17 protein-coding genes are annotated in these 16,299 nt (G+C 73.3%); 5 read left to right on the top strand and 12 right to left on the bottom strand.

What is annotated here, in order from left to right:
• From ABZ881_RS22830 to ABZ881_RS22805, 6 genes are all read right to left on the bottom strand, one after another.
• The coding region (locus ABZ881_RS22830) for an adenosylhomocysteinase (RefSeq protein ID WP_358487512.1) at nucleotides 1-153 on the bottom strand (153 nt) is incomplete at its 3' end.
• Nucleotides 150-1,403, bottom strand: a complete 1,254-nt coding sequence (gene metK / locus ABZ881_RS22825) for a methionine adenosyltransferase (RefSeq protein ID WP_358487500.1) — start codon at nucleotides 1,401-1,403, stop codon at nucleotides 150-152. The genes ABZ881_RS22830 and metK, both read right to left, overlap by 4 nt.
• A gap of 4 nt (nucleotides 1,404-1,407) precedes the next feature.
• Entirely contained in the window at nucleotides 1,408-2,532 is a 1,125-nt protein-coding gene (locus ABZ881_RS22820; RefSeq protein ID WP_358487499.1) for a hypothetical protein, read from the bottom strand.
• Complete coding sequence (locus ABZ881_RS22815) at nucleotides 2,532-4,034, bottom strand: hypothetical protein (RefSeq protein ID WP_358487497.1); 1,503 nt, start codon at nucleotides 4,032-4,034, stop codon at nucleotides 2,532-2,534. The genes ABZ881_RS22820 and ABZ881_RS22815 overlap by 1 nt, the downstream gene beginning before the upstream one ends.
• Before the next feature lie 5 nt (nucleotides 4,035-4,039).
• Nucleotides 4,040-4,987, bottom strand: coding sequence for a methylenetetrahydrofolate reductase (locus ABZ881_RS22810; protein ID WP_358487496.1), 948 nt, complete (start codon nucleotides 4,985-4,987; stop codon nucleotides 4,040-4,042).
• A complete protein-coding gene (locus tag ABZ881_RS22805) occupies nucleotides 4,984-5,502 on the bottom strand; it encodes a methylenetetrahydrofolate reductase C-terminal domain-containing protein (protein WP_358487494.1) in 519 nt (172 codons plus the stop codon). The genes ABZ881_RS22810 and ABZ881_RS22805 overlap by 4 nt, the downstream gene beginning before the upstream one ends.
• A gap of 309 nt (nucleotides 5,503-5,811) precedes the next feature.
• Here ABZ881_RS22805 and ABZ881_RS22800 point away from each other — a divergent pair, with 309 nt between their 5' ends.
• On the top strand, nucleotides 5,812-7,176 hold the full coding sequence (locus ABZ881_RS22800) for a helix-turn-helix domain-containing protein (protein ID WP_358487493.1): 1,365 nt from the start codon (nucleotides 5,812-5,814) through the stop codon (nucleotides 7,174-7,176).
• Nucleotides 7,173-8,975: a bifunctional homocysteine S-methyltransferase/methylenetetrahydrofolate reductase gene (locus ABZ881_RS22795; protein WP_358487491.1), complete on the top strand. Its 1,803-nt coding sequence runs from the start codon at nucleotides 7,173-7,175 to the stop codon at nucleotides 8,973-8,975. The genes ABZ881_RS22800 and ABZ881_RS22795 overlap by 4 nt, the downstream gene beginning before the upstream one ends.
• 23 nt (nucleotides 8,976-8,998) lie before the next feature.
• Here the strand turns inward: ABZ881_RS22795 and ABZ881_RS22790 are convergent, their stop codons facing one another.
• From ABZ881_RS22790 to ABZ881_RS22765, 6 genes are all read right to left on the bottom strand, one after another.
• On the bottom strand, nucleotides 8,999-9,793 hold the full coding sequence (locus ABZ881_RS22790) for an amidohydrolase family protein (protein WP_358487489.1): 795 nt from the start codon (nucleotides 9,791-9,793) through the stop codon (nucleotides 8,999-9,001).
• 4 nt (nucleotides 9,794-9,797) lie between these two features.
• On the bottom strand, nucleotides 9,798-10,634 hold the full coding sequence (locus ABZ881_RS22785) for an amidohydrolase family protein (protein WP_358487488.1): 837 nt from the start codon (nucleotides 10,632-10,634) through the stop codon (nucleotides 9,798-9,800).
• A 91-nt stretch (nucleotides 10,635-10,725) separates the two neighbouring features.
• Nucleotides 10,726-11,145 carry a lipocalin-like domain-containing protein gene (locus ABZ881_RS22780; RefSeq protein WP_358487486.1) on the bottom strand — a complete coding sequence of 140 codons (420 nt, stop codon included), beginning with the start codon at nucleotides 11,143-11,145 and terminating at the stop codon, nucleotides 10,726-10,728.
• Entirely contained in the window at nucleotides 11,142-11,921 is a 780-nt protein-coding gene (locus tag ABZ881_RS22775) for an aldolase/citrate lyase family protein (RefSeq protein ID WP_358487484.1), read from the bottom strand. The genes ABZ881_RS22780 and ABZ881_RS22775 overlap by 4 nt, the downstream gene beginning before the upstream one ends.
• A complete protein-coding gene (locus ABZ881_RS22770) occupies nucleotides 11,914-12,843 on the bottom strand; it encodes a hypothetical protein (protein ID WP_358487482.1) in 930 nt (309 codons plus the stop codon). The genes ABZ881_RS22775 and ABZ881_RS22770 overlap by 8 nt, the downstream gene beginning before the upstream one ends.
• 23 nt (nucleotides 12,844-12,866) lie before the next feature.
• Nucleotides 12,867-13,760 carry a DUF6282 family protein gene (locus ABZ881_RS22765; protein WP_358487481.1) on the bottom strand — a complete coding sequence of 298 codons (894 nt, stop codon included), beginning with the start codon at nucleotides 13,758-13,760 and terminating at the stop codon, nucleotides 12,867-12,869.
• 107 nt (nucleotides 13,761-13,867) lie between these two features.
• Between ABZ881_RS22765 and ABZ881_RS22760 the strand changes: the two genes are divergently transcribed.
• Genes ABZ881_RS22760 through ABZ881_RS22750 form a run of 3 tightly spaced genes read left to right on the top strand, consistent with a single transcriptional unit; the run spans nucleotide 13,868 to nucleotide 16,274 of the window.
• Nucleotides 13,868-14,668 carry a CoA-transferase gene (locus ABZ881_RS22760; RefSeq protein ID WP_358487480.1) on the top strand — a complete coding sequence of 267 codons (801 nt, stop codon included), beginning with the start codon at nucleotides 13,868-13,870 and terminating at the stop codon, nucleotides 14,666-14,668.
• Nucleotides 14,665-15,504, top strand: coding sequence for an alpha/beta hydrolase (locus tag ABZ881_RS22755; protein WP_358487478.1), 840 nt, complete (start codon nucleotides 14,665-14,667; stop codon nucleotides 15,502-15,504). Before ABZ881_RS22760 ends, ABZ881_RS22755 begins: the two co-directional genes overlap by 4 nt.
• Entirely contained in the window at nucleotides 15,501-16,274 is a 774-nt protein-coding gene (locus ABZ881_RS22750) for an alpha/beta hydrolase (RefSeq protein WP_358487477.1), read from the top strand. Before ABZ881_RS22755 ends, ABZ881_RS22750 begins: the two co-directional genes overlap by 4 nt.
• Nucleotides 16,275-16,299 lie beyond the last annotated feature (25 nt).

The following is a 16,299-nucleotide window of genomic DNA, read 5'->3' as shown; positions in this document are numbered from 1 at the left end:
CGGCTTGGCCTCGGCGTACTCGCGGCGCAGGTCCATCAGGCCCGGCATCTCGTTCTCGGCCAGCCGGATGTCCTTGCGGCCCGCCTCGTGACCGTCGATGTCGGCGACCGCGAAGTCGAGCCCGCCACGGTTCTGCAGCTTCGGGTGGCTCATCGGACACCTCCGGCGAGCGCGGGGGTGGCGTCCGCGGCGCGGCCGGCGGCGGCGGCGCGCAGCGACTCGGCGCGATCGGTGCGCTCCCACGGCAGGTCCACGTCGGTCCGTCCGAAGTGGCCGTACGCCGAGGTCGCAGCATAGATCGGCCGGCGCAGGTCGAGGTAGTCGCGGAACGCCGCCGGACGCAGGTCGAAGTGATCGACCACCAGCTTCTCGATCAGCTTCCGGTCGACCGTCTCCGAGCCGAAGGTCTCGACGAGCACCGACACCGGCCGGGCCACCCCGATGGCGTAGGCGACCTGGACCTCCGCCCGGCCCACCAGGCCGGCCGCGACCAGGTTCTTCGCTACGTAGCGGGCCGCGTACGCCGCCGACCGGTCCACCTTGGACGGGTCCTTGCCGGAGAAGGCCCCGCCGCCGTGCCGGGCGAAGCCGCCGTAGGTGTCCACGATGATCTTGCGTCCGGTCAGTCCCGCGTCACCGACCGGACCGCCGATCACGAACCGGCCGGTCGGGTTCACCAGCATCGCGGCGCGCAGCGTCGCGGCGTCGTAGAGCTCGGCGGGCAGCACCGGGACCACCACGTGCTCCCAGATGTCAGTGCGGATCTGCTCGGTGGTGACGTCCTCGGCGTGCTGGGTGGATACCAGCACCCGCTCCACCGCGACCGGGCGACCGCCCCGGTAGCGCACCGAGACCTGGGTCTTCCCGTCCGGCCGCAGGTAGGGCAGCGTGCCGTCCTTGCGAACCTCGGAGAGCCTGCGGGACAGGCGATGCGCCAGAGCGATCGGGGTCGGCATGAGCTCCGGGGTCTCGTCGCAGGCGTAGCCGAACATCATCCCCTGGTCACCGGCGCCGGCCTGGTCCAGCTCGTCGTCGGAGGTCCGCCCGCGGTGCTCGTGCGCCTCGTCGACGCCCTGGGCGATGTCCGGGGACTGCTTGTCCAGCGCGACCAGCACCGCACAGCTGTTCCCGTCGAAGCCGAACTCGCCACGGTCGTAGCCGATCCGGTTCACCGTGTCCCGGACGATGCCGGTGTAGTCCACGGTGGCCATGGTGGTGATCTCGCCGGCCAGCACCACCATCCCGGTGGTGATCAGGGTTTCGCAGGCCACCCGGCCGTTCGGGTCCTCGGCGAGGATCGCGTCCAGCACGGCGTCGGAGATCGCGTCGGCCATCTTGTCGGGATGACCCTCGGTCACCGACTCGGAGGTGAACAGGAAGTCGTGGTCGTCGGACGAGGTCATCGTCTCAGGTCTCCTCGGTGCTCGGGCGGGGCTTCTCGGAGGTCACGGCCGCGGCCGTGACGGGCGGACCGTGATCGGTGCCGGACTCGGGAACGGGACGGAGGCCGGCGGGCGCCGCCGGGAGGCCGACGAGCTCCTCGCGCACCAGCCGGGCGCCGGCGACCATCGCGTGCAGCTTCGCCCTGGCGATCGGGCCGGGCAGGTGCCGCAGCCCGCAGTCGGGATTGACCATCAGACGTTCGGCGGGGAACAGCTCCAGTGCCCGGCGGATGCGCCCGGCGACCTGCTCGGGGCTCTCCACCCGGCGGCTCTTCACATCGATCACGCCGAGGCCGACGCCCCGGTCCCAGCCCTGCTCGGCGACGATCGGCAGGTCGTCGAGGCCCTTGCGGGCGAACTCCAGCACCAGGTGGTCGACCGAGGCCTCCAGCACCGCGGGGAACAGGAAGTCGTAGTGCCCCTCCCAGGAGGGTCTGGCGTAGCGGTTGCCATAGCAGACGTGCAGGCCCCACTCGGCGGACACGCCCGCGGTGACGACGTTGATCGCCTCCACCGCCAGCCCCACCTCGTCCGGGTAGCCGGCCAGGAACGGCTCGTCGATCTGCAGATGGGTGGCACCCCGCGCGACCAGCGTGTGTGCCTCGGCACCGAGCTGGCGGGCGATCGCCAGCACGAGCCCGCGCCGGTCCGGGTAGGCGTCGTTGCGGACGTGCCGGGCCAGCGAGAACGGGCCGGTGAAGGAGAACTTCACGGGGCGGTCGGTCCGCTCGGAGGTGAAGACGAAGTCGTCGGCCAGCCCGAGCGAGGTCGACGCGGACGGCGCGGGCAGCGGTGCACCGACCCGCACGTCGTAGTAGTCGAAGTAGAAGTCCTTCGTCGTGCGCGGGATCTCCATGCCGGAGATCCGGGCGAGCAGGTAGTCCAGGTCGTTGTCCCGGCGCAGCTCACCGTCGGAGACGATGTCGATGCCGGCCAACTCCTGGTCGCGCAGCGCGGCCTTGATCGCCGTCTCGTGCACGTCCAGCAGCTGGGCCCGGCTCATCCGGCCCCGGCAGTACTCGGTCTTCAGCCGCTCCATCCAGTCCGGGACCGGGTAGGAGCCCACCACCGACGTCCGCAGCACGGCCATCAGTCCCTGGCCTGCGCGGTCATCGTCACGATGTTGCCGCCGCCCGCACGGTGCCGGAACCGTTCGTAGCGCACGTCGAACCCGCGGCGCCGGCCCACGTGTGCGAGCAGCGGACCGTTCACCCAGTTCACGACCGAGCCGTCGTACTTCCCGGGGCCCCGGAAGTGCGTGCGGTACCCCTCGATCTCGGTGACGAACAGGTCGTGGCAGACCAGCCGCCCGTACGGGTGCAGCAGCCGCAGGCTGTCCACGAAGCTCTGCAGCGCGCCGTTGTTCACGTGCATCCGGACGTCGGCGCCGGACTCCAGCAGCGGCCGCAGCAGCTCGCCGCCCAGGTCGGTCTCGCCGCCCAGGTCGTAGGTGTCGAGCCCGGCGAGCGGGACGTAGCGCTCGTCGAGCCGGACCGCGGCCCAGGCACGCCGCCAGAACTCGACCGCGGTGCCGGTGTCCGGGAACAGGTCCGGCATCGCGTCGGCGAGCAGCGACGGCCCGAGCCGGAGCAGCCGGTGCACGATGCCGGGCAGCCGGTCGATCCCGATCCCCACGGACGCGGCCAGCTCGGCCGCCTCCGCGGAGGCGAAGTTCGCCCGGATCTCGACCTGGTAGGTGCGCCCGCCCAGGTGCGCCACCTCGTCGGTGGGCAGGTTGTCGTAGACGTTCGACACGTAGACGAGGAAGATCTTGTACTCCAGGAAGCCGAGCGCGGTGCACGGCCGGGTCGCGTCGAGGGTGAACGAGCTGACCTGCTCGGCGTGCTCGGCCACCGCGTCGCGGGCCAGCTCCAGCACGTGCGCCGAGTAGTCACACATCAGGTAGTGCAGCCGGGAGTAGTACTCGCTGCCACGCTCCTGGTCGAGCCGGGCGAACTCGTCGAGGAAGACCTTGGCCTGCCCCCCGTTGCCGACCCCGATCTCCAGTACGTACAGCTCGTCGGGCAGCGCCTGGGCGGCGGCGAGCCGGTCCCACATCCCGAACAGCTCCAGGATCAGCTCCCGGGCGGCCTCGGCGTTGCGCGCGTCGCTCTCCCCACCGGGCAGGGCCTGCTCGTAGCCCCGGCCGGTGGACTTCTCCCAGAGTTCGAGGGCCGACCAGTAGAGCGCGTTGAAGTCCCACACGCAGCTGCGGCTGCCCGGCCCCCAGTCCTCCAGCGGCACGTCGTCGTCGGCGGCGGTCAGCGCGGCGGCGGTCAGCCGGTGCAGCTCCCCGGCCTCCACCGAGCCGGATCGGCGCAGGTCCACGGCGATCTCCAGGTCGTCCTCGCGGACGCCGAGCGGTTCGGGCGGGGGCGGACCGCCGGTGTCCGGCGTGGCATGGCCGATCCGCCGGGACTGCACGACGCCACGGAAGCTGTCCCGGTACTGCACCCAGTCGGCGACGACCCGGACCCGGCTGAGGTCGACGTCGCTGGCGGTCACCGCGTCGAGGACGGGCAGCACGGCGGCGTTCAGGTCCACCGCCCGGTCCCCGCGGAGCCTGCTGTGTGGTCGGACGTCCAGGAGCACGGCGCTCACCTTCCGGTTGCGGCGACGGGTCGGTCGGTCTCGCACGGCACCGGAGCGAACCCGGCGCGGTCGAGGATCTCCGGGACGCCACGTTCGAAGCCGAACGCCATGACGTGTGCGCCGGACACCCCGGGGATCTCGGTCAGCTGCTGCAGCGTCTCCACGCACAGCCGGACGCCCTCCTCGGCGACCCGGCCCGGCGGCACGCCGCGCAGTCTCTTCTCCACCTCCGGGGGCACCCAGATGCCCGGGACCCCGGTGCGCAGGAACTCCAGCATCCGCAGCGAGCGGATCGGCCCGACCCCGGGCAGCACCGCACAGCGCTCCGGCACCCCGAGCTCGACCAGCTCGGCCGCCCACCGGCGCAGCTGCCCGATGTCGAACACGTACTGCGTCTGGACGAACTCGGCTCCCGCCGCGACCTTCTTCGCCAGCCGCCGGGCCCGGAACCGGGTCGGCGGTGCGAACGGGTTCTCCACCGCCCCGATCAGCCAGCCCGGTCTCGCCGAGAGCGGCTCGCCGGACATCAGCACGCCGTCGTCGCGCAGGGTGCGGGCGATCCTGATCGCCTGCACCCCGTCCACGTCGAACACCGGCCTGCTCTCCGGGTGGTCGCCGAACCGGGGATGGTCGCCGGTCAGCAGCAGCACGTGCGGGACGTCCAGCGCACCGGCGGCGAGCAGGTCGGACTGCATCGCCATCCGGTTCCGGTCCCGGCAGGTCAGCTGCATGACGGCGGACATCCCGGCCCGCCCGGCGAGGACGGCGCCACCGAGGCTGGACATCCGCACCCGGGCGCCCTGGTTGTCGGTGACGTTCACGGCGTCGACCCGGCCGGCGAGCAGCCCCGCCTTGCGGGTCACCTCCTCGGCGTCCGCCCCGCGCGGCGGCCCCAGCTCGGCGGTCAGCGCGAACCGGCCCGCGGCCAGCGCCGCACGCAGCCCGCCGCTCACAGCGGTGTCACCCCGAGCCGGCGGTGCAGCAGCGGTCCCGGGTCCTCCGGCGGGCGTTCGTATGCCCGCCAGTGGTTCACCCAGGCACTGCGCCCCCACTCCCGGTGGTCGGCCGGGTGGTGCAGCAGGTCGAGATCGTCGTCGTGGCCGGCGGCCTCGGCGCGCTCGTGGGCCTGCACCCAGACGCAGCGCAGCTCCGGATGCACCTCGCAGGCACCGGCCGGCGAGACGCCGCCGCACGGGCCGTTGCGCAGCTCCTTCGGGCACGTCATCGGGCAGGTGTAGCCGGTCGTCGGCAGGGCGCACTGGCCGCACATCCGGCAGCCGAACAGCTGCTCCTTCGTCACCCGCTCGGTCGCGGTGAACAGCCGGTACCCCCGTGGTGTGCGCTCCAGCAGCGCGCCCAGCCGGGCCCATGCGGCGTTGCGGCGCAGCACCCGGTTCGACCGGTAGCCGCCTGCGGCGGGGATCCGCGGCCGGAAGGGCCTCGGCCAGGAGAACCGTTCGGTCCCCATGTCGCACTCCCTCCGGACACCTTTGCTCGACGAGAACGCATCCGGCCATTACCAGGAATTGTCGGAAAGCGATGGCAATCAGCCTGACACGTCGTCCGGCCGCCGGTCTTCGGGGCGATCGCCAGAACATCCACCACCGGAACTGTCGTCCTGCACAACCAGCCCGGACCGGCACGGTGGTGCCCGAAGCTGCCCGTATGTGGCGCCCCACTAATCGGCATCGATACTTTTTGTGACACATCACAGCCGATTTCATTCGCCCCGAAACGGTCATTGCCTCCCGCGTCCGGCTGGCCCTACTGTGCTGACATGGCCGCAGCGGACTCGACACCGAGCCGCTCCGGGCTCCGGTCCGCGGATACCGCCGGCCGGCCGGAAATCGCGGAGAAGCTGCTCCGGCTGCGCCGGTTCGTCGCCATGTGCAGCCACCTGTCGGCGGCCGCGGCCCAGCAGAGCGATCTCGACGCGATCGTCGATCTGCTCGCCTCGGCGACCGGCTCCTCGGTCACGGTGCTCGACCGCGGGCTCGAGGTGCTCGCCGAGGCGGGCCCGCGAACCGCCACCGACATCCTGTCGATCGCGCGGGCACACGCGGGGACGGCCGGGTTCGGCCGGATCCTCTCGGCCGCGGCGCGCAACCGGCGGGCGCTGCAGGTCCCCGGGCACGGGCGGGAGACGCCGGTCGGGGTCGCCCCTGTCTCGGTCGGCAAGGACCTGGCGGGCTACCTGCTGTCCACCGCGGAGCCGGACGGGCACAACGACGCCGGGCTCGGCGAGGACCTGATGCTGCTGGCCGGCGAGCACGCCGCGATGGTCTGCGGGGTGCTGCTCGGCCGGGACCTGGTGGTCACGGCCGCAGCCGGGCGGGCCCGCCGCGAGCTGGTCGAGGGCCTGCTGCTGGCCCGCGACATCGACCGCGGCGAGGCGACGCAGTGGGCCCAGCACCTGGGCTACGACGAGTCGCTGCCGCATGCGGTCGCCGTCGTGCCGCTGCCCAGGGACTCCGAGGCCCCGGCCACCGCCGCGGTCGTCGAGCAGGTGCTCGGCGCCATCGCACCGGAGGCCATCCTCGCCGTCCGGACCGACGAGGTGGTCGCGGTCCTGCCCGGCCCGGCGGCCGACCGGCCCCCCGGCGGGCCGGGCCGGGCCGAGCTGCCCGCGGCGGTCGCCCGGGCACTCGAACTGACCGAGGGGCTCGTCGAGGAGCTCCACCGGCGCGGCGTCGTGGTCCCCGCGATCGGGATCGGCAACGAGTGCCGGGTCGCCGCCCGGGTCGCCCGGTCGTACTCGGAGGCCCGCCGGGCACTCACCGCCGGCCTGCGCTCGCCCGTCCAGGGCACCGTGGTGCCGTTCGCCGAGCTGGGGGTGCACCGGCTGCTGCTGCAGTTCCCCGATCCGGCCGAGCTGCGCCGGTTCGGCGACGAGGTGCTGGGCCAGCTCTTCGCCGACGGCTCCTCGACCGGCACCGACCTGCTGACGACGCTGTCGGTGTACTTCGAGGAGAACAGCAGCCCCAGCCGCACCGCGCGCAGGCTGCACGTTCACCCGAACACCGTCGCCTACCGGCTGCGCCGGATCGAGGAGATCACCGGGCTGCGGCTCGACCTGCACCGGGACCGGTTGATGGCCGAGATCGCCGTCGAGATCATCGAAGGGTCGAGGTACGGATCATGAGCCTGTCTGTCGCCGACTTCCGGACGATGGTGAGCGACCGCGTGCTGGTCTGCGACGGCGCGATGGGGACCATGCTGCACGCCGCGGGCAATGCCCTCGACCAGTCACTGCCGGCGCTGTCCTGTTCGGACCCGGATCTGGTCCGAGCGGTGCACGCCCGGTACGTCGACGCCGGGGTGGACATCGTCCAGTCCAACACCTTCGGCGCGAACCGGCTGCGGCTCGACGAGTTCGGCCTCGCCGACCGGCTCGGTGAGATCAACCGGGATGCGGTGCGGATCGCCAGGGAGGCCGCCGGCGCCCGGCCCGGGGTGCTGGTCGCCGGCTCGGTGTCGCCCGCGGTGAGCGTCCAGCAACGCAGGCGGGTCCCGGCCGCCGCCCGCTCCGAGGCGGTGACCGAGCAGCTGCAGCTGCTCGACGGGGCAGGTGTCGACCTGATCGTCCTGGAGACCTTCGGGCACCTCGACGAGCTGGTCGAGGCCGCCCGGATCGCGGTCGGCGAGACCGGCCTGCCGATCGTCGCCCAGGCCACGTTCGGCCCGGACGGCCGGACGCTGAGCGGGCACCCGGCCCGCGACGTGGCGCACGCGCTCGGCGAACTCGGGGTCGCGGCGATCGGCACGAACTGCACACTCGGTCCACGGCACATGCTCGACGTGGTGCGCGAGCTGTGCGAGCACACCGAGCTCCCGGTGACCGGCCAGCCCAACGCCGGGTTGCCGCGCCGGACAGGTCCGGCCCGGTTCGAGTACGACATCGACGCCGAGTACCTCGTCCGCTACGTCGGGCAGCTCGTCGAGGTGGGGGCCCGGGTCGTCGGCGGATGCTGCGGGACCACCCCGCCCCAGCTCGCCGCGGTCGTCGAGCTCGTCCGGGAGCGGGACGCGCGTCGACGGGCGGCGGTGACCACCACCGTCCCGGCGCCCGCGACGCCCGTCGTCCGGGCCCCGGAGCCCACCGACCTGCTGGCGGTGGAGCTGACCCCGGACGACCGGGGTGGCACCGAGGCGGCCGTCGACGCCGCACGCCGGCTGACCGAGCACGGGGTGAACCTGATCTCGGTCGGCGCGGGGAACGGGGTGCGCGCCCGGCTCAGCCCGGTCGACCTGGCGCTGCACCTGCACCAGCGGCTCGGGGTGGACACCGTCGCCACCGTGTCCACATGGGACCGCACGATCATGGCCCTGCAGGCCGATCTGCTCGGGTCGCACGCCCTGGGCATGCACCGGATCGTCTGCGAGACCGGCAACCCGCCGCTCGTCGGCGACTACCCGCACGTGGACGGCATCTGGGACGTCGACTCGATCGGCCTGATCGAGCTGCTCACCGGGCTCAACGACGGGATCGACTTCTACGGGCTCCCGCTGCCCACCCGCACGAGCTTCGAGATCGGCGCGCGGATCAACCCGGGCGGGCGCGATCTCGCCGCGGCGGCCGGCCGGGCCCGGGACAAGATCGCGGCCGGTGCGCAGTTCCTGATCACCCGGCCGGTCTACGCCGCGGAGGACCTGGAACGGCTGCTGACCGAGATCGGCGACCCGCTCCCGCCAGTGCTGGTCTCGATCCGCCCGTTGAGCGGGTTCGCCGAGGCCGAGTACCTGACCCACGAGGTTCCCGACGTGCACGTCCCGTCCCGGGTGCTGGAGCAGCTGGACCGGGCGGGCAGCAGTGGCCACCGGGTCGGCCTGGAGCTGGCCACCGAGCTGGCGCAGAAGCTCCGACCGCTGTCCGGCGGCCTGGTCGTGGTGCCGAACGGGGACCCGGTGGACACCGTCCTGGCGGTGGCCGGGGAGCGCTGAGCCCGGTCCAGCGCGGCGGCCCGTCACCGGACGGGACCGAAGTAGTAGTCGTGCGCCGCGGTGTGGATCCGCTCGCGGACCGCCCGGTCGGGCACGATCCGGGTGAAGGCCGCCAGCTCCGCCGGGTAGCCGGTGGGCTCGCGGGCACCGACGAACGGGGCGTCGCTGCCCCAGAACACCCGGTCCGGCCCTGCCCTGGCGATCAGCTCGGCGGCGTTGCCGGCGAGCCGTTCGGCGGGCACCCGGAACCGGTACCCGGCGGACAGCTTGACCCGCACCCGTCCGGTGTCCAGCGCGCGCAGCAGTGCCTCGCCGCCGGGGGTCCGGTAGCCGAGCTCGGGATGCGGGTCACCGAAGTGGTCCACGACGACCGACACCCCGTGCCCGCACAACCCGGCCAGCACCGGGGCCATCCGGTCGCGTTCCACGTTCAGCTCGACGTGCATGCCCAGATCGGCGGCGGTGTCCAGGACCCGCCGGTAGCCCGGATCGGCCGGGTCCGGCAGCTCGGGCCGCCTGCGCCACTGGAACCGGATCCCGACGACGCCGCTGGTGCACCGGGCGCGCAGCCGGGCCGGATCGGTGCCGGGCCCGGCGCTCACCGTGCCCCGCAATCGTGGGTTCCGGCGCAGCGCCGCCAGCGTGTAGGTGTCGTCGTCGAGCAGGCTCATGGCGGAGACGACCCCGTGGGTCACCCCGTGCCGCCGCATCAGCGTCTCGAACTCCTCGACCGGCAGTGCACGCTCGGGCACCGTCCACGCGTCCCCGGCCGGCGGCAACTCAGCGGTGAACAGGTGCACGTGCGAGTCGACGAGCACCGGCTCACCCGGCCGTCGGCGGGGTGAGCCCGTACAGCCGGGCCGCGGTGCCCCCGAGCACCTCGGCGGCGTCGGCGGCGGGGAGCCCCGCGACCGCGCGCCGTGCGGTGCCGACCATGCCGGCGTACTCGCCGCGGGTCTGGGTGACGTCCGAGCCCCACAGCACCCGGCCCGCGCCGAACCGCGCGACCAGCCACTCCACCGGCGGGGCCGGATCGTCGAGCCGGGCCAGGTTCAGCGTGGTCACCTTGACGTGCACCTGTTCGCGGTCGGTGAGCGCGAGCAACGGTCCGGTCGCGGACCGCGGGCCGGTGAGGTCCACCGCGGCGATGTGATCGAGCACGACCGGGATGCCGGGCACCGCGTCGAGCACCGCCGGCAGCGCGCGCAGCACCTCCGCGGAGTTCCACCGGTAGACGTGCAGGCACATCGACATCCCGGACTCCGCCGCGGCAGCCCACACCGCACGGGCCTGAGGCCCCGCGAACCAGCCGGTCCCGCCGGGGCCATGGTGCTGGTCGCCACCGGGCGCGGTGAGCCGGATCGCGACCGCACCGCGTCCGGCGAGACGGCGCACGGTGTCCGCCGCGTCCGGTTCCTGCCCGTCGATCACGCACATCGCCCGCACCCGGTCCGGATGCCGGGCGGCGGCGTCGAGCACGTAGCTGTTGTCGAAGCCGTACACGTGCGCCCGCTGCACCGCGATCGCGGCATCGGCGCCGTTGTCCCGCAATGCCTCCAGCATCCGCTCGACGGGCATCAGGGCGTTCGGCGACGCACCGGGGAGGTACGGGTAGCCCGGCTCGTCGGTGACCAGGTGGGCGTGCGCGTCCACGAGCATCTCTGGGACCCCTCTCTGTCGGGCAGGCTGCGGTGTTCGATCAACTGCGGTGGTCGATCAACTGCAGTGCCGGATCGACTGCGGTGCCGGATCAGCTGCGGCGACGCCAGCGCAGCACCGGCGTCGGTGCGGGGCCGGGCTCGGCGGCCCGCAGGACCAGCTCGGTGTCGGTCAGCTCGACCCCCCGGACGAGCGTGGTGCCGATCCAGTTGGGGTGGATGCAGGCCTCCACGTGGTGCGAGACCCGGTCCCCGTGCCAGGTGTAGCGACCGGAGTAGCCGCCGTAGGCGCGGACCGCGGCGAGCTTCTCGGCGTCGGTCGTGAACCGCCAGTTCGCCGTCGCCGGCGCGGGCCGGTCCCCGGCCATGTAGTGCACGGCCATGTCGCCCGCCGCGGTGTAGATCAGCCGCCCGAGCGGGTCGGACCCGAGCGGGTGCCGGTCCTCGGGCTCGGCGTCGGGCACCTCGTACCCGACGAGCTCCCAGGTCCCGACGAGCGGACAGTCCGTCACCGGGCACCTCGCAGCCCGTTGCGCACCCCGGCGACCAGCGAGTCGGCGGCCCTGGCGAGCAGGGTCACGTCGTTGCCGATCACCACGAACCGGTGCCCGAGCCCGGCGGCACCCAGCGCACCCTCCACCCCGGCGCTCGCCGCGCCACACGGTTTCCCGGCGGCCGCCGCGGCCGCCCGCCCGGTGCCCAGCAGCTCGCGCACCTCCGGGTCGCCGGCGCCGAGCCCGAGCGAGAGCGCCAGGTCACCGGCGCCGAGGAAGACCGCGTCCACCCCGTCGACAGCGAGGATCTCCGGTGCCGAGCCGATCGCCCCGGCGCTCTCCAGCTGCGGGATGCACAGCACCTGCTCGTTGCCGAACCGGGTGTACTCGGCCCGCGGCAGCAGACCCCAGCGCCCGGCCCGGCTGGTGCCGCCGGCACCCCGCGCGCCGTGCGGCGGGAACCGCACCGCGGACACCACCGCGCGGGCCTGGTCGGCGTCCTCGACGTGCGGGACCAGGATCCCGCCCGCGCCGGAGTCGAGCACCCGGCCGATCGTGGCGGCCTCGTGCCCGGGCACCCGTACCAGCGGGGTCATCCCGCAGGCGCGGGCCAGCACGATCATCCGGGCCGCGGTCTCCAGGTCCAGCGGGGCGTGTTCGAGGTCGACGACCACGAAGTCCATCCCGATCGCTGCCATGATCTCCACGCTCTCGGTGGTGGCCAGCTTGATCCAGGCACCGAGCGCGGGGGCTCCGTCCGCACCGCCGGCGAGCACATCGGCCCGGTCAGCCACCGGACACCCGGTCCGGGGCGGGGTACTCGTCGGCGTTGCGGACCCATCCGGGTTTCGCCGAGAAGTCGGCGCGCGGCGGGCTGAAGATGTCGATCAGCTGGTGCTCCCCGTCGCCGACCGCCCGGCTGGTGTGCTCGGTCGGCGGCGGGATGATCGCCACGCCGGGGCTGCCGATCTCGGCGTGCACGTCCGGGCGCCACTGGGAGAGCTTCGCCGTCCACGGGGTACGGACGTGGTGCACGTAGTCCCCGGCAACGGTCAGCGAGCACTGCTCGAAGTCGTCGTGGTGGTGCGGGGACAGCCGGTCCGGGTCTCGGGGGCCGTGCTTGGGCTCGCCGAAGTTCACCATGAAGGCGCTGGTGCGGAAGATCCGCCCGAACCGGTCCGGCGAGATCGGGTGGTCGGCGTTGCGGTACACCCGGATCCGCGGCCCGCCGACCGGGTCCGGCCACGGCTGCAGCTGCGCGATCCTCGGGTGCGGCTCCCGGTAGCTCTGCGCGTTGTGGCAGAGCTGCGCCAGGTCGGTGGTGCGGATGTCGAACAGCCGGACCAGGTCGAGGTCCCCGGCCGCGGTGAGGCTGCTCGTCCCGGCCGGGACGACGGCGATCCCGCGGTCGGCGAGCTGCGCGGTGCCCGCGTCGTCGTGGTCGATCCGGACGGTCCCGCCGTCGTGCGGGAGGACGAGCACGTACTCGTGGTGCTGCACCGCGGCCGGCCGGACGAGCGGGTCGCCGGCGACGGCCCGGGTGTAGGCCAGCACGAAGTTCTGCCCGCGGACGTACCAGGTGGCGCTGCCCGCCGGGCTCACCTCGGACGGCGCCAGGTCGTCCAGCGCGAACGCCTGGAACGCGGCGACCGGATCGTCGGAGCGGGGGGCGCTCCCCCCGGGCAGCGTCGCCCTGGGGTCGGTGGGGCTGTACACGACGTTCCTCCGTCTCGTGGCGATCAGCGGTCCAGGCCGAGCAGGTACGCCGGGTTGTCCCGGACGATCATCCCCAGGTCCTTCTCCGGGAGACCCAGGTCGAGCAGTGCCCCACCCACCCGGATGAAGGAGTCGACCGGCATCGGACGCCCGTACTGGCCCAGGTCGGACGCCAGCACGGTGTGCTCCGGGCCGATCGCCGAGATCCACTCCATCAGCTGCTCCGGGCCACCCTTGGCCTGCGCGACCTCCGGGTCGTACATCGCGGTCTCGTGCTCGATGTAGGCGCCGAGCGCGGTGAACTCGCGACACTGCTGCGGATCCGAGCCGATCACGAAGTTGGGATGGCTGAGCACCATCCGGCGCACGCCGAGCTCGGCGGCCGTGGTGAAGACCAGCCGGACGTCGTCCGGTGCGAGGTGTCCCGCGGAGAGCAGCGCGTCGGACTCGACGATCAGCTCGATCACCCGGCGGGCCTCCGGCAGCAGCTCGCCGGAGCCGGTGCGGATGTCGGTCTGGCTGCTGCTCAGCGGGATCGTCGGGGTCGGGAACCCGCCGCCGGAGTTGTGATGGTCGATGTGCGCCGAGGACGAGATCGTCGGGAACCAGACGCACCGCCCGCCCATCCGCAGGCTCAGCTCGACCGCGTAGGGGTTGATGCCGCCGACGAACTGGTTCAGCGCGATCCCGCCGAACACCTGCGTGGACAGCCCGCTCAGCTGCTCGCGCACCGCCAGCAGGTCCATCACCGTGTTGTGGTGGTGCGACTTGGCCAGCAGCGCGCGCATCCCGAGCCGGGCACCGTCGCGGGCCGCCTGCACGTGGTCGAACCGGCGGGGCAGTGGATTGGGCCCGGAGTGGCAGTGCAGGTCGACGAGCCCGTGCAGCACCCGTTCGATCGCGGTGGTTCCGCCCATCGACTCCCCCAACCACAGCGTATTGTAACAACAATCGGACTTAGTGTACGTTAATCGTGAACTCACGGGTGTGCAAGGGTTGCCGCCGCAGGAGAGTGGGAGGCGCCGTGTCGGGCGAGACCTACAGCTGGGCCGAGATGATGGCGATCTCGATCGCCCACGAGATGAGCGACGGCGAGTTCGGCTCGGTCGGCGCCGCGTCGCACATCCCCGCGGCCGGCCTGCGGCTGGCCCAGCTCACCCACGCCCCGAACCTCACCTTCTTCTGCGGAGGCAGCGGGGCGTCCAACCCGAAGATCCGGCGGCTCACCGAGTCCTCCGCCGACTACCGGAACCTGGTCACCAGCGAGTACCACTACAGCCTGGACGACGTGGTCGACTTCGAGACCGCCATCCGGTTCGACTTCGCCTTCCTCGGCGGCCTGCAGATCGACAAGTTCGGCAACCTGAACATGGCGATGATCGGCGACTGGGACAACCCGAAGGTGCGCGGGCCGGGCACGATCGGGCTCGTCTTCTCCGGCGGCTTCAAGTCCAGCTTCATCTATACCGAGCACCACACCCCGCGGGTGTTCGTGGACCGGGTCGACTTCGTCAGCGGCCCCGGCTGGCTGGACGGCGGCGACTCGCGCAGCAAGGTGTTCCGGCCCGAGTCCTCCGGGCCGCGGCGGGTCTTCACCCCGCTCGGGGTGTTCGACTTCGAGCCGGAGTCCAAGCACATGCGCCTGGCGCGGCTGCACCCGTGGACGACCGTCGAGCAGGTACAGGAGGCCACCGGGTTCGAATTGCCGGTGGCCGACGACCTGCAGGTCGTCGAGCCGCCGAGCGCCGAGGACCTGCACCTGCTGCGCACCGAGGTCGACACCGACGGCGTGCTCCGCCGGTACGGCACGGTCGGTGGTCGATGACGCCGCGCAGCCGCCACGTCGTCGCCGACGGGATCCGCACGCACTATCTCGACGCCGGCGACGGCCCGGTCCTGCTCCTGCTGCACGGCGGGGAGTACGGCGCCGCCGCCGAGCTGACCTGGTCGGACTGCATCCCGTACTGGTCCGACCGGTACCGGGTGCTGGCGCTCGATCTCGTCGGCTTCGGCCGCAGCAGCAAGATCCGCGACTTCGCCGGCGGCCAGCGCCGGCTGATGATCTCGCAGGTGTCGGCGGTGCTGCGTACCCTGGACGTGGACGCGGTGCACGCCGTCGGCACATCGCTGAGCGCGCGGATGCTGCTGGACATGGCAGCCCGCGGCACTATGTCGTGGCCGCTGCGCAGTGTGGTCGCCGCGGGCGTCGGGCTCGGCCCGCCGCTCGCGGCCGGCCGGGAGGTCCTGGAGACCTTCGACGGCACCCTGGACGGGCTGCGCCCGTCGATGGCGGTGCTCTTCCACGATCCCGCCCACCGCGACGACGAGGACCTGCTGCGCCGCAGGTTCGAGATCGCCGCGCTGCCCGGCGCCTGGGAGACCGGGGCCGCCGCGACGGTGCGATCCCCGGCCCGCTACGGCGCCGAGGGTCGATCGCAGGTCCGGCCACCGCGCCGGGACTACGGCGCGATCACGCTGCCGGTGCAGCTCGTCCGCGGTGAGCACGACGCGCTGGTCCCGGACGACACCTGGCGGGAGCTGGCCGCGCGGATCCCGGGAGCCCGCTCGTGCACCGTGCCCGGCGCCGGGCACTATCCACAGATCGAACGGCCCGCCGAGTTCGCCGCGGCCGTCAGCGGGTTCCTGGACGGGGCGACGTGAGCGGGCCACACGTCCATCTGGAACGGACCGGTGGGTCCGGGCCGCGGGTGCTGCTGCTGCACGGTGCGGGCGCCACCGCCGCGGTCTGGGCGCCGACGCTCGCCGAGATCGCCCGGCGTCGCGCCGGGTGGGACGTGCTGACCGTCGACCTGCCCGGACACGGCCGGTCCGATCCGCTGCCGGGCTACCACCACCAGCGCTACGCGGAGGCGGTCGCGCGCGCGGTCCCCCCGGGGCGACGGATCGACCTGGCCGTCGGGCACTCGCTCGGCGGGCTGGTCGCGCTGAGCCTGGCCGACGGCACGCACGGGATCGAGATCGGCGCGGTCGCGGTGCTCGCCCTGCGGGTCGGCTGGACGGCCGACGAGCTCGCCGCCCGCGCCGGTCGGGCCGCCCGCCCGTCCCGGATCTTCGCAGCCCCCGAGCCGGCACGCAGCCGGTTCGCGCTGGTCAGCGGAATGGCCGCGGACGCGGACCCGGAGCTGCTCGACACCGGCGTGCTGACCTGCGACGGCGGCTTCCGGCTGGCCGTCGATCCCCGGACCGGAGCAGATCCTCCTGCCGACGCCGACGAGCTCGCCCGGGTCGCCGCCCGGGCGGCCGGGCCGGTCCGGCTCGCCTGCGGGGGCGCCGATCCCGGCGTCCGGCCGGACGAGCTGAGCGCCACGCTCGGGCACCCGGTGCAGGTGGTGCCGGGCGCCGGGCACAACCTGCACGTCGAGCACCCGTCGTTCGTCGTCGACCTGATCGAGAACGCACTCCCCGCCTGAGCCCCCTCCTGACCGATCCGGAGCC

The sequence above is a fragment of the Pseudonocardia sp. NPDC046786 genome, assembly GCF_040645415.1.
GTDB lineage: Bacteria > Actinomycetota > Actinomycetes > Mycobacteriales > Pseudonocardiaceae > Pseudonocardia > Pseudonocardia kongjuensis.
This window is presented reverse-complemented; position numbering and strand designations above follow the sequence as displayed.